The following is a 12,401-nucleotide window of genomic DNA, read 5'->3' as shown; positions in this document are numbered from 1 at the left end:
AGGTATTCTTTATTCAATTCCTTCTAGAATAACAACTCTTTCTTCTTTATCAATTTCTGTTAAACGTACAGAAATAACTTCCTTACGAGAGGTCGGCACATTTTTTCCTACGTAATCTGCCCGAATGGGAATTTCTTTGTGCCCACGATCAATTAAAACCGCCAGTTGTACAACTTCCGGTCTTCCTAGATCCATAATTGCATCTAGGGCAGCCCTTACGGTACGACCTGTATAAAGAACATCATCCACCAACACTACTTTTTTACCTGTAATAGAAAAGGTAACTTCTGTCTGATGAACCTGGGGTTGGTTAGCCAGTGTTGTTAAGTCATCCCGATATAGAGTAATATCTAGAATCCCCACTGGTACAGCCGTTCCCTCTATATCGTTTATATACTTGGCTAGACGTTGGGCTAAAGGTACACCGCGACGTCGAATACCGATTAAGACGAGATTGTCCACACCTTTATTACGTTCAATAACCTCATGGGCTATGCGGACCATTGCTCTCCTCATACCTTTATCATCAAGTATCTGAGCCTTTTCTTTTAAATCCAGCTCATTCATAAACAGCCACCTCCTAATAATAAAGCTTAGAACAATTAGCTTGAGTGAAATGTACAACATCTTCTGATATGCTAAAAATAGCTTACCGTTACCGGTAAGCTATAGTTTAACTCTGAATGAGCAGCTATATCCTTACCGGCCTCTCTGGACCAAATTAAAGGATCTCTTATCGAAACTAAGTTTATCATTGGTTGGTAGCTCTGTCAACCAAAGGATAAATAAATAACGAACAAACTACCTCAATCTAAGGTCGGCTTATGCCATAAAATATCAAAGCAACTCCTGCAAATATAATTCCTAATTTACTTAGGGAAACCTTTCCTGCTAAGCCGACCAACCCAAGGGTCATAACCAATATCATTACCGATGGACCAACCAGGGCTAGGAGTGCGTTTATTTTCAAAGCAGTTTCTACCTTGCCATATTTTAACATAAAAAATGCCGCTGATAGCTCAATACTGGCAGATATGCATCGCAGCATGGCCATGGCAAAAACAATCTTGTCAGTAACGAAAAACATATAATCCCTCCGCTACTACTTTTTCCCTTACTTAAATATGCAGAGTCATCTCATGAAATGCATATTAAAAATAATTTGGAGACAAAATACCCTTTGCCTACTTATCAAAAAAGGACGTGATTCTCTTGTCACAAGCTGCATCAACTGACATTCAAGAAAATAAGGTGAATAAATATACCCTGGCCGCTTTGGCCGGAGTGCCTCTAATCATGGTCCTTGGAAATTCCATGTTAATTCCTGTTCTTCCGCAAATGGCAAAGTCCTTAAATGTTTCTCAGATGCAAATAAGCTTAATTATTACATTGTTTTCAGTACCAGCCGGACTTGTAATTCCCTTTGCTGGATTTTTATCTGATCGTTTTGGCAGAAAAAAAATCATTATCCCTGGACTCTTTTTATATGGACTGGGTGGCCTTCTGGCAGGTGCTGCGGCACTTATTTTCAAAGAAAATGCTTTTCCTTGGATCTTGGGTGGTCGTATTTTGCAAGGTATCGGGGCTGCAGGTACGGCTCCCATTGCCATGGCCTTCTGCGGGGATCTATGGAAAGGAAAAGAAAGGGCTAAATCCTTAGGTGTTATTGAAGCATCCAACGGTTTAGGTAAAGTGGCCAGTCCTATTTTAGGAGCACTTATTGGTTTAATAGCATGGTGGTACATTTTCTTTTTCTTCCCCGTTGTCATTGCGGTAGTTATTCTGGGAGTATGGTTTATTTGCAAGGAACCAGAAACCAATAAGCAGCCCAAGAAAGTAAATGAGTATGTGGGTTCCATTAAAAATATTTTCAAAAAAAAATCACCTTTGCTTTTAACAAGCTTCTTTGCCGGTTCTGCAGCCCTATTGATTTTATTTGGCGTATTATTCTTTTTGTCTGACTATCTCGAAAAAAAATTCGGACTTGATGGGGTCATTAAAGGTGCCGCCCTTGCTATCCCTGTTTTATTCATGAGTACTACTTCATATGTTACTGGGGCGTTAATTAAAAAGAAAATCAAACTAATGAAGTGGCTAGTGGTTATTGGACATGGTTTAATCGGTGCTTCCCTGGTTACACTTCCTCTTTTTAACAATGTCTACATCTTTTTTGCCGGCATTTCCGTTGCCGGTATTGGTACCGGTTTAGTACTCCCCTGCTTAAATACATTAATTACCAGTTCCACCAATAAGGATGAACGCGGCTTAGTAACCTCCCTCTATGGTAGTGTTCGTTTTCTTGGTGTTGCTGCAGGGCCGCCTTTGTTTGGCTGGCTGGTGGAAAAGGGTTCCGATATGATGTTTTGGGCCTCGGCCAGCCTTGCTGTAATATCTGCTGTTTTAGCTTTTTTCTTTATTAAAGTAAAAGCAATTCAAACTTCGCAAGGTAACAACTATGATTCGTCCAAGCAAAAGCAATCAAAACAAACTCTGATTATGCCGGTAAAACAACCGTTCATAGCCTACAAGTCCTTAGCTTGGCACCCAGAATCAAATTTAATCGTCCGTAAACCTATGCCCCAAATGAAAAAAGAAAGGATAAATGAGGTTGGACAGGTAAATACTGGCGAGTCCTAAAAACAGTGACCACTCAGTGTCACTTGGCATAAATTAAATTCAGGGTATACTTAATTCCTCGCTCTATCATGGGTAACAAAAGGAGGAGGTGTCGGACGGTTCCGCAGTAACGGACCCGTGAAAGGAGCTGTTAGCAAATGACCACTGGTGGGGGAAAAAAAACCTGGCAGGAACTACTCCAATTCCCATTGGGTAACCGAATGAATAAGCCACGTACTGCTGGCTTAACCATGATCATCGATAAAGGGCTAGGTTTAGGTGAAACCCGCGATCTTCTTAATTTGGCAGGAGGTTATATTGACTTTTTTAAACTTGGGTTTGGTACTTCAGCTTTGTACGAAAATAATATGTTAGAAGAAAAGATTCACTTGGTTCGTTCCCACGGCGTAGATATCTATCCCGGTGGTACCTTTTTAGAAGTGGCCATCCTTCAGGACAAACTAAAGCAATATTTGACAACGGCTAGGGACTTTGGATTTACCGCTATCGAAGTCTCAGACGGTACCATTGATTTGCCGTTAGATTTACGTGCAGAAGCAATTACCGCCGCTGTGGATATGGGTTTTAAAGTATTGTCGGAGGTTGGCAAAAAAGATCCCAATGATGACTTTGAGATTAAAGAAATAGTTCAGTTAGTTAACCATGACTTATCCCTTGGAGCAGCTCACGTTATAGTTGAAGGTCGGGAGTCTGGTAAAGCTGTGGGACTCTATGATAAGGAAGGTAATTTAATCCAGTCTGATTTAGAAGAATTGGTTCATAGCATTGGGGACCCCACTTGCTTAATCTGGGAAGCCCCGATAAAAGATCAACAACAGGAGTTAATTATTCGATTTGGCCCCAATGTTAACTTTGGTAACATAAATCCCCATGAGGTTCTGGCCTTAGAAGCCCTGCGGGTGGGTCTTAGGGCAGACACCTTAAAGGCTATCCTTCAGAAAAAACCTAAATAAGGAATGGGGCTAGGCTGGCTGCGGTTTATTTAATCGTGCTAGTCTTTACTATGGTCGCATATATTGTAATAAAACCTGTCCATTAAAAGGAGCTATCGTAATGTATTCCGGAGAAATGACCATGGTAATTTTGCTACTAATTGGCTTAGTGGCCCAATCAAATCTCATTGCCATTTGCGCCAGTGTTTTATTAATTGTTCAATTTAGTAAAATGGATTTTCTTTTTCCTTATTTGGAAACCCATGGCTTGGAATTGGGCTTACTGTTTTTACTGCTTTCAATCTTAGTGCCCATTGCAACTGACAGGGTAACCACAAGGGATCTCCTTTATAATGTATCTTCTCTTCCCGGTTTTTTATCCATCGTTGGTGGTATATTGGCAACCCATCTAAACAGCGAAGGCTTAAAGTTGATGCAGATTGATCCTAGCATTATTTTTGGGTTAATTGTAGGGTCCGTAATCGGCATTATTTTTTTTAACGGTCAACCGGTGGGACCCTTAATGGCTGCCGGAGTAGCGGCACTCTTTATCGAAGTATTAAATTGGTTCCATTAACACTAATACATTTTTATCTGTACCATTTGAACAACCTGGGCAATAAAACCACCTATCACAGGTAAATTCAACACTACTAGCTTTTGCAAAAAAAACAGTAAAATTGCTCCCAAAATTGTAAAACCCACTGCAATTCCAAGCCCTCTGGCAATACCTGAAATAAAATTCACCCACAAGAGGCGCTTGGTATCCCCAAGCAGTTCAATGTATTCTGCCAGCTTCATTTTCTCCATGTTCTTGGCCAAAAGATCTATTCTTTTTTGTAAAGAAAACAACCCCTGATTAGCTTGTTCCATAAAAAACGCCTCCTCAAATTAGTTTTACCGGGGGCGTTTTTTATATGCAGGGCAAAAAACTTTTCCCTTATTATTATAGTATTAAATTTAGAGGACAGGGCTAAAATAACAAAAACAGGCAGTGAACCTGAGTATTATAACATCCCTGGGCTAAAGGAAAACAGCATGTCCTTACGAAGCTTATACAGTTCCCTGGACATACTACGAAAAAGAATTTTAAATATTTTTCATCAAGCATCCAAGATCCCTACCAAATCGCATCTTAAATGGCCTTTAACCTTTGTGGTTGGGGGAGGTGGCAGCTTATAATATTTTTGCTGATATTCAGGGACATAAAAAAAGGATTTACTACCCTTCTACCCTTGGCACCCTTATATCCATAGGACGCGGCAGGGGCCTAGGGGAAATAAGAAAGTTAAGAATTAAAGGGTCATTAGCTTCCTGGCTTAAAGAATTTGTTCCATTAAAATACCGCTACTCTCTGGGTGGTGTAAAAATGTTGGCTCCCGCACTATTGGGCGGTAAAAAATAGATCCTCGGGCTATTCTTAGAAATGTTTCCTTATTTAAAGTTGAAAGTTAATAAAGTACCTGGGGTCATATCTCTACTAAAGACTAACTCCAGGTACTTTAATTTTTTGCACCTCGTAGTTTGACTAGTACATTCTCAAAAACATCTGGTAAAGGAGCTATAAATTCTAGATATTCTCCAGAAACCGGGTGCAGAAAACCAAGCACCTTCGCATGAAGCAGTTGTCCATCCAAATGAAAGTGTGATTTAGAAGGTCCATATTTGGGATCTCCCACCAGAGGAAATCCAATATAGGCCATGTGAACCCTTATTTGGTGTGTCCTGCCTGTCTCTAATCGACATTCTATTAATGTATAGTCTCCAAATCGTTCTAAGACCTGAAAATGGGTTACTGCATTCTTAGAATTTCGTTCAACCACAGCCATTTTTTGTCTATCTCTAGGGTCACGTCCTATGGGTGCATTGATAGTGCCAAAATCCCCTTTAATGTTATGGTGAACCAAAGCCTGATAACGCCTCGTAACAGTTCTATCCTTTAACTGCCGGGCCAGGCTTTGATGGGCCTGATCATGTTTTGCCGCCATAATTAACCCGGAAGTATCCTTATCTAAGCGGTGGACGATACCCGGTCGCATGATCCCATTAATGCCGGACAAATCGTGACAATGGTATAAAAGGGCGTTCACCAATGTTCCGGCGATATTTCCCTCTGCTGGATGAACAACCATGCCCCGGGGCTTGTTCACCACAATCACATGGCTATCCTCATAATAAATATCCAGTGGGATGTTTTCCGGTTCAACCTTTAATTCTTCGGCAGGAGGGATTTGCATATGGATGGTTTCTTCTACCCGCAATTTATGGTTGGCTCTGGCTGGTTTCCCATCCACCGTAACCAAACCATCTTCAATTAATTTTTGTATATAGGACCGGCTTATATCCTGACATTGATTGGCCAGAAAGACATCTAACCTGCATTTTGCATTTTCCCCATCTACGATATAGGTATATGATTCCACTAAAATAACACCTCAGGATAAAAAATAGAGTTTTTAAGTATTCGATATGCATAAGGGCTTTTTAATACCAACAGGTTGTTAAAAAGCCCTTTCAGCAATTTATATTGTCACTTAGTTTTTCAAACTTTGAATGGGCGCTGGGATTCGACCGCCTCTGGTCACAAATTCTTGGGCACCTGCTTGTTTAACAGGTATAATCGGTGCATGGCCCAGTAAACCGCCAAACTCCACACGGTCTCCCACTGTTTTACCCGGGGCAGGAATAATTCGAACCGCTGTGGTTTTAAAATTAACCATACCTATGGCCATTTCATCGGCAATAATGGCAGCGAGGGTTTCCGCTGTGGTATCGCCTGGAATGGCAATCATATCAAGACCCACCGAGCAAACACAGGTCATGGCCTCTAGTTTTTCCAAGGTTAGTATTCCACATTCCGCTGCCCGGATCATACCAGCATCTTCGCTTAAGGGAATAAAGGCACCGGATAAGCCGCCCACATAGGAAGACGCCATTGCCCCCCCTTTTTTCACTGCATCGTTTAAAAGGGCGAGGGCCGCCGTTGTGCCATGGGTACCACAGCACTCCAGTCCCATGGCCTCCAGTACTTCGGCCACACTGTCCCCCACCGCCGGTGTCGGAGCCAAGGACAGGTCCACAATACCAAAGGGTACGCCTAGTTTTTTAGCAGCAGCGCGACCTACCAATTCGCCCATGCGGGTGATTTTAAAGGCTGTCTTTTTAACTGTTTCTGCCAGAGTTCCGAAATCAGTTCCCTTTACCTTCTCCACAGCATTTTTAACCACACCTGGTCCACTAACACCTACGTTAATGACACACTCTGCCTCACCAATGCCATGAAAGGCGCCGGCCATAAATGGATTGTCCTCGGGTACATTGCAAAATACCACCAATTTGGCACAGGCTAAACCATCTTTATCGGCAGTTCTCTCTGCACATTCCTTAACCACCTGGCCCATACGGTACACAGCATCCATATTGATGCCGTCCTTGGTAGAACCCACATTAACCGATGAGCAGACCCTTTCCGTCGTAGCTAGAGCTTCCGGTATGGAATTGATTAATATGCGGTCACCCTTTGTAAATCCCTTATGTACTAAGGCAGAGAATCCCCCAATGAAGTTTACACCCACTTCCTTGGCAGCTCGATCCATGGCCTCTGCAAAGGGAGTATAATTATTGGCATCGCTGCTTTCAGCAACCAAAGAGATAGGGGTAACAGAAATCCGTTTATTGATAATAGGGATACCATATTCACGTTCTATTTCTTCCCCGGCTTTCACCAAATTGGCTGCTTGGGTTGTAATCTTATCATAGATCCTTTGACAGGCTTTCGCTGCGTTGGCGTCCGCACAATCCCGCAGACTGATTCCCATTGTAATGGTCCGAATATCCAGATTTTCTTCTTGGACCATGCGGATGGTTTCTAAAACTTCATTTATACTGTACATTTTATCCTCCTGTAGCACCCTTCTTTAAATCCTATGCATATAACGAAATACATCTTCATGCTGTGCTTCAATCTTTACGCCTAATTCCTGTCCTAGGATACTAAGTTTCTCTTTGATTGTCTCTAGGTCCAAATCACTTTTCTCCATATCTGCAATAAGAACCATGGCAAAAAACTCTTGCATAATGGTTTGGCTGATGTCCAAAATATTAACTTGATGGGTGGCTAAAATATTGGATACCTTTGCTATAATACCAACCCTATCTTGACCTATTACAGTAACGATAATACGGTTACCCGTTTGTTTTCTTACAAGATTTTCTAACATATTCTTCCTCCTCTTTTTAGGTAAAAAATATGCGCGAGGTTCTATCCCCGCGCATATTTTGTTTTATGCAGTGGCTTTTGCAGAAGCCTTGCGTTCCTTCTGAATCCGTCTCAAGTCAAACCAAACCGGGCTGGCGTTAAAGATGGAAGAGTAGGCACCACTAATAACACCAATCAACAGTAACGACACAAAGTTATGAATGGTGCTTCCACCAAATAACAGTAATGCAACCAGCACAAAGACCACCGTTAACACCGTGTTAATGGACCGGGCCATGGTTTGCCAAAGGGATTTGTTGACCAAATCCGCCAGATCCTCTTTACGGCTTTTCCTCATGTTTTCCCGAATTCGGTCAAAGATAACAATGGTATCGTTAATGGAATAACCAATGATGGTTAGAACTGCCGCCACAAAGGTGCTGTCAATTTCAATTTGCAACAGGGATGCCATACCCACCATTACTAACACATCGTGTAGAAGTGCACCAATGGCAGATATACCCTGGAGAAATTCAAAACGCCAGGTAATATAGAGAATCATTAATACAGAAGCAATGGCCAGAGCCAAGATTGCTTGCCTAGTTAATTCCTTACCAATCACAGGACCCACCAACTCATTTCTGAGAACAGTGGCCCCACCCAATTTTTCACTTATTGCGTTAAAGGCTTTATCACTTTCTTCCTGTGTTAAAGCATGGGTACGAATTAAATAGGTATTTTCTCCACTGGTTTGTACTTTGCTATCTGCTAGCTTGTACTCAGCTAATACAGCACGTACAGACTCTGCTGTTACCGATTTTTTAAACTGCAACTCAACGATGTTGCCTCCAGTGAAATCGATGCCAAGGTTTAAGCCCTTGGTTAGCAGTGAAACCATCCCGATGAGGATAATGGCCAGGGAGATAATATAATATATTTTGCGTTTTTTTATAATATGAAACATGTTATCTACCTCCCCTGCGCACCGTATAATTTGGTATTTTTAATGCCAGTGCTTGCCGTTAAATGCAGCACCCACCGGGTAAAGGTAATGGCTGTAAACATACTAGTTAGAATACCCACCGAAAGGGCCACAGCAAAACTCTTAATGGGACCAGATCCAAAGTAGAAAAGAACTGCCGCAGCAATTAGGGTTGTGACGTTTGAGTCAAGAACTGCCACAAAGGCTCTCTTAAAGCCTGATTCAATGGAAGAACGCAAACTTTTACCACTCTTGAGTTCTTCTTTTATACGTTCAAAAATGATAACATTAGCATCCACTGCCATACCCATGGAGAGTACAAAGGCTGCAATACCAGGTAACGTTAAAACCACATGCATGGCTGCAAAAATTGCTATTACAATTACCCCATAGACCACCAATGCAAAGTTGGCCACCATGCCGGGCAAACGATAATAGCCCAACATAAAAATCAAAATTGCAATTAAGCCAACGGCTGCTGCCTTAATAGATTTGCTTAAGGAATCAGCCCCTAGGCTTGGACCCACAGTTCTTTTTTCGATTACCTCTGTCTTTAAGGGCAACGCACCAGATTTAAGAAGTACAGCAATGGTATGGGCTTCTTCTAGATTTGCATAGCCTGTAATTCTAGCCTTTCCACCGGTAATGGGTTCGTTCACAACGGGAGTTTGTAATACATTGCCATCCAAAATAATGGCAATACGTTTACCCACATTTGCACTGGTGGCCTCGGCGAACTTTTGGGTTCCCTCTTTGTTAAACTCCAAGCCTACTTCCACCACATTGGTAACAGGATCGCTGGATTCCACAGCATTCTTTAAATCTGCCCCTGTAAGAATTGTCTTGCCATCCTCGGTCTTGAATTCAAGAAATGCAGTCTTTACAATATCTCGAACAGCTTGATCCGGGTCTTTAATACCAGCTAATTCTACAATAATACGCCGGTCTCCCTCTTGCTGAACAATGGGTTCCGAAACACCAAAGGCATTGACACGGCGTTCAATGGCTTCCAGCAGTTGCTTCATATTCTCATCGTTTACTTTTGCCTGTTCTGTATCATGGGCCTCCAATGCTACATGAACGCCCCCTTGCAGATCGAGACCTAAAGGTATTTCTTTTGTCAGCGGTAGCCATTTTACATTCGGGAAGATGGGCTGCACACTAAAAACAGCAATGACGACTACAGCAATGACTACTGCAAACAGTCTGAGTACCCTGTCCCATTTCATCTCCAGGTTTTCCCCCTTTTATACTACAAATAAACAAAAATAATTATATACCTGCAAAAAATTCCTGTCAATTAAGGCAATATTCAGTTTATAGCAACTTTGCACCGTTGATTACTAGCTCAAAGTTACACCCCAAGTAGTTGGCCGCCCTTCGACAAAGAATCATTCTGCTTAAAAATATCTCAAAATATTCCATAACGGGACATATTTCGATATCAATATTTAGCTCCATGGTAATCGTATGCTTATCATCATTGACATATACAAAGGCATGGGAGGCAGCGTAATTAACACGGTCATGTATGTCAAAGGTGGCAAAATCTTGATTTCGTACCCGAGAACGGTGTACATCAGACTTATCCGCTACTATTAGTGCTGCAGACACAGCGTTGACTGGATAACCGTACTGTTCTTCGTGGTTTGCAATGGCTGAAGCCACTGTACAAACTTCATCCGGTGGCATACCCATATTTAAAAGAAGGTTGAAAGCAATATTGGCCCCGGAAATACCGTGATCATTGCGGCTAATGACATTGCCAACATCATGCATATAACCAGCAATGGCGGCCAGTTCACATTCTCTTTTGGGTCGACCCAGTTTCTCCAGGATGTTACGGGCAATGCTGGAAACTAAATTAATATGTCTGTAACTGTGTTCGGTAAAACCCATAACTCCAAGGTATTCATTTCCTTTGCGAATACAAGAATCCACAATGGGATTTGCCTTTACATCTTCCAGAGTTATGCTCACCTATAAACCACTCCCTAAATTGGTAGTATGGGATTTTATCTACTCTGCTCAAAGCAGATAAAATCCCTTGCGTATATCGGAAAAGTTTTATTTTTTCGCTATACTAAAATAGAGTAGGACATGCCTACTCTATTCTTTCTATTTAATACCTCTTTAAAAACTAATATTTTCTGCCATACTTCTTTGTGTTTTATTCTTCGGCTTTTTTTTCGGTAACTTGGGCTATGGCATTTTTTAAAATTTCTATATTTACTTTATCCGCCACCCGTACAACAACTGTAGTCTCTTTAATCTTAATTACAGAACCCAGTAACCCACCCACTGTTACAATGTTGTCACCAACATTCAGTGCTTTTATCATGGCAGCATGCTGCTTCTGTCTTTTTTGTTGGGGTCTTATCATTAAGAAGTAAAGGATAGCAAATAAGGCAACAATATAAATTATTGAAGCTGATTGCGGACCTAAATTCAATATGAGAACCTCCTTTCTGCATTTTCACACTATATATGTTTCTTTATTTAAAAGTATTTCCCTGCCAAACAAAGAAAATTTACCCTGCATTAAAAACTTTCAAAAAATCTTCTCTGTATTCTAATAACCGATCCTCACGGATTGCTTGACGGATGTTCTGCATTAAATGTTGAATAAAATGCAAATTGTGGATGGTTGTTAATCGAATACCCAGAATTTCATCGGTTTTAATCAGGTGTCTTATATATGCCCGGGAGTAGTTGCGACATGCGTAGCAATCACATTGCTGATCCATGGGCCTAAAGTCCCTGGCATATTCAGCATTTCGTACAGTAAGCTTTCCATTATGGGTGAATACAGTACCATTTCGGGCGATTCTGGTGGGGAGTACACAGTCGAACATATCAACGCCTCGCACAACCCCTTCAATTAAGCAATCCGGCGAACCCACCCCCATTAGATACCGTGGCTTGTCTTCCGGCATAATGGGCATAAGCTGATCAAGGACTTCGTACATCAATTCCTTGGGCTCTCCAACAGAAAGACCTCCGATGCCATATCCGGGAAAATCCATTGCCAGCAATTCTTTGGCACTTCGTTCACGAAGATCAGGGAAAACACCCCCCTGAATAATCCCAAACAAAGCTTGATCTTCTCTCTTATGAACCCTTTTACAGCGTTCAGCCCAACGGGTGGTACGCTCCAAAGCTGCCACTGCATACTCTTTCTCACAGGGATAGGGTGCACATTCGTCAAAGGCCATTGCTATATCTGCGCCTAGAGCCTGCTCAATCTCCATAACCTTTTCCGGTGTAAAGAAATGTTTTGAACCATCTATATGTGACCTGAACTCTACGCCCTCTTCCGTAATGGTCCTCAGGGGTCCTAAACTAAATACCTGAAAGCCTCCACTATCTGTAAGGATCGGACCATCCCAGTTCATAAATTTATGAAGACCGCCGGCTTCTTTTACCAGGTCGTGGCCGGGACGTAAGTAAAGGTGATAGGTATTGCTTAAAACTAATCGACCGCCAGTTTCCTTTACCTCCTCGGGGGTCATGGTCTTTACGGTTGCTTGGGTCCCCACTGGCATAAAAATGGGTGTTTCTACCTCACCATGGGGAGTAGTTAACTTGCCAAGCCTGGCCCTTGTATGTTTTTCTTTCTTTTCTATCTTAATTTTAACTGGCATAGTTCCTC

15 protein-coding genes are annotated in these 12,401 nt (G+C 41.8%); 4 read left to right on the top strand and 11 right to left on the bottom strand.

Annotated features, from left to right (window positions below; translation table 11 throughout):
- Positions 1 to 9 precede the first annotated feature (9 nt).
- Positions 10 to 567, bottom strand: a complete 558-nt coding sequence (gene pyrR / locus DRED_RS09015) for a bifunctional pyr operon transcriptional regulator/uracil phosphoribosyltransferase PyrR (protein WP_011878022.1) — start codon at positions 565 to 567, stop codon at positions 10 to 12.
- A 244-nt stretch (positions 568 to 811) separates the two neighbouring features.
- On the bottom strand, positions 812 to 1,087 hold the full coding sequence (locus DRED_RS09010) for a YqhV family protein (RefSeq protein WP_011878021.1): 276 nt from the start codon (positions 1,085 to 1,087) through the stop codon (positions 812 to 814).
- 125 nt (positions 1,088 to 1,212) lie between these two features.
- Between DRED_RS09010 and DRED_RS09005 the strand changes: the two genes are divergently transcribed.
- The 3 genes from DRED_RS09005 to DRED_RS08995 all read left to right on the top strand — a co-directional run bounded on the left by DRED_RS09005 (position 1,213) and on the right by DRED_RS08995 (position 4,146).
- Entirely contained in the window at positions 1,213 to 2,637 is a 1,425-nt protein-coding gene (locus DRED_RS09005) for an MFS transporter (RefSeq protein WP_011878020.1), read from the top strand.
- Positions 2,638 to 2,774: 137 nt separating this feature from the next.
- A complete protein-coding gene (gene comA / locus DRED_RS09000; protein ID WP_011878019.1) occupies positions 2,775 to 3,590 on the top strand; it encodes a phosphosulfolactate synthase in 816 nt (271 codons plus the stop codon).
- Positions 3,591 to 3,690: 100 nt separating this feature from the next.
- A complete protein-coding gene (locus DRED_RS08995; protein WP_011878018.1) occupies positions 3,691 to 4,146 on the top strand; it encodes a DUF441 domain-containing protein in 456 nt (151 codons plus the stop codon).
- A gap of 2 nt (positions 4,147 to 4,148) precedes the next feature.
- Here the strand turns inward: DRED_RS08995 and DRED_RS08990 are convergent, their stop codons facing one another.
- A complete protein-coding gene (locus DRED_RS08990; RefSeq protein WP_011878017.1) occupies positions 4,149 to 4,442 on the bottom strand; it encodes a DUF5665 domain-containing protein in 294 nt (97 codons plus the stop codon).
- A 295-nt stretch (positions 4,443 to 4,737) separates the two neighbouring features.
- Here DRED_RS08990 and DRED_RS08980 point away from each other — a divergent pair, with 295 nt between their 5' ends.
- Positions 4,738 to 4,974 (top strand): hypothetical protein, encoded by a 237-nt coding sequence (locus DRED_RS08980; protein ID WP_041274548.1) that lies wholly within the window; start codon positions 4,738 to 4,740, stop codon positions 4,972 to 4,974.
- Between the two features lie 97 nt (positions 4,975 to 5,071).
- Here the strand turns inward: DRED_RS08980 and DRED_RS08975 are convergent, their stop codons facing one another.
- From DRED_RS08975 to tgt, 8 genes are all read right to left on the bottom strand, one after another.
- Complete coding sequence (locus tag DRED_RS08975) at positions 5,072 to 5,992, bottom strand: RluA family pseudouridine synthase (RefSeq protein WP_011878016.1); 921 nt, start codon at positions 5,990 to 5,992, stop codon at positions 5,072 to 5,074.
- Positions 5,993 to 6,103: 111 nt separating this feature from the next.
- Entirely contained in the window at positions 6,104 to 7,462 is a 1,359-nt protein-coding gene (locus tag DRED_RS08970) for a PFL family protein (RefSeq protein ID WP_011878015.1), read from the bottom strand.
- A 24-nt stretch (positions 7,463 to 7,486) separates the two neighbouring features.
- Positions 7,487 to 7,789: an ACT domain-containing protein gene (locus DRED_RS08965; RefSeq protein WP_011878014.1), complete on the bottom strand. Its 303-nt coding sequence runs from the start codon at positions 7,787 to 7,789 to the stop codon at positions 7,487 to 7,489.
- A gap of 63 nt (positions 7,790 to 7,852) precedes the next feature.
- A complete protein-coding gene (secF, locus tag DRED_RS08960; protein WP_011878013.1) occupies positions 7,853 to 8,731 on the bottom strand; it encodes a protein translocase subunit SecF in 879 nt (292 codons plus the stop codon).
- Between the two features lie 5 nt (positions 8,732 to 8,736).
- On the bottom strand, positions 8,737 to 9,978 hold the full coding sequence (gene secD / locus DRED_RS08955) for a protein translocase subunit SecD (protein WP_011878012.1): 1,242 nt from the start codon (positions 9,976 to 9,978) through the stop codon (positions 8,737 to 8,739).
- Positions 9,979 to 10,066: 88 nt separating this feature from the next.
- Positions 10,067 to 10,729 (bottom strand): HD domain-containing protein, encoded by a 663-nt coding sequence (locus tag DRED_RS08950; RefSeq protein WP_011878011.1) that lies wholly within the window; start codon positions 10,727 to 10,729, stop codon positions 10,067 to 10,069.
- Positions 10,730 to 10,919: 190 nt separating this feature from the next.
- Positions 10,920 to 11,201 (bottom strand): preprotein translocase subunit YajC, encoded by a 282-nt coding sequence (gene yajC, locus DRED_RS08945; RefSeq protein ID WP_011878010.1) that lies wholly within the window; start codon positions 11,199 to 11,201, stop codon positions 10,920 to 10,922.
- Between the two features lie 79 nt (positions 11,202 to 11,280).
- Positions 11,281 to 12,393 (bottom strand): tRNA guanosine(34) transglycosylase Tgt, encoded by a 1,113-nt coding sequence (gene tgt, locus DRED_RS08940; protein WP_011878009.1) that lies wholly within the window; start codon positions 12,391 to 12,393, stop codon positions 11,281 to 11,283.
- Positions 12,394 to 12,401 lie beyond the last annotated feature (8 nt).

The organism is Desulforamulus reducens MI-1, assembly GCF_000016165.1.
In the GTDB taxonomy this organism is placed as follows: domain Bacteria; phylum Bacillota; class Desulfotomaculia; order Desulfotomaculales; family Desulfotomaculaceae; genus Desulfotomaculum; species Desulfotomaculum reducens.
Note: the sequence above shows the minus strand (reverse complement) of the source record. Positions and strands in the feature narration are given on the sequence as shown.

Bases quoted from the DNA above. Each gene is read 5' to 3' on its own strand.
- DRED_RS08995 (WP_011878018.1), top strand. From the start codon at position 3,691: ATGTATTCCGGAGAAATGACCATGGTAATTTTGCTACTAATTGGCTTA.
- DRED_RS08970 (WP_011878015.1), bottom strand. From the start codon at position 7,462: ATGTACAGTATAAATGAAGTTTTAGAAACCATCCGCATGGTCCAAGAA.
- secD (WP_011878012.1), bottom strand. From the start codon at position 9,978: ATGAAATGGGACAGGGTACTCAGACTGTTTGCAGTAGTCATTGCTGTA.
- DRED_RS09010 (WP_011878021.1), bottom strand. From the start codon at position 1,087: ATGTTTTTCGTTACTGACAAGATTGTTTTTGCCATGGCCATGCTGCGA.
- pyrR (WP_011878022.1), bottom strand. From the start codon at position 567: ATGAATGAGCTGGATTTAAAAGAAAAGGCTCAGATACTTGATGATAAA.
- secF (WP_011878013.1), bottom strand. From the start codon at position 8,731: ATGTTTCATATTATAAAAAAACGCAAAATATATTATATTATCTCCCTG.
- tgt (WP_011878009.1), bottom strand. From the start codon at position 12,393: ATGCCAGTTAAAATTAAGATAGAAAAGAAAGAAAAACATACAAGGGCC.
- comA (WP_011878019.1), top strand. From the start codon at position 2,775: ATGACCACTGGTGGGGGAAAAAAAACCTGGCAGGAACTACTCCAATTC.
- DRED_RS08990 (WP_011878017.1), bottom strand. From the start codon at position 4,442: ATGGAACAAGCTAATCAGGGGTTGTTTTCTTTACAAAAAAGAATAGAT.
- DRED_RS08965 (WP_011878014.1), bottom strand. From the start codon at position 7,789: ATGTTAGAAAATCTTGTAAGAAAACAAACGGGTAACCGTATTATCGTT.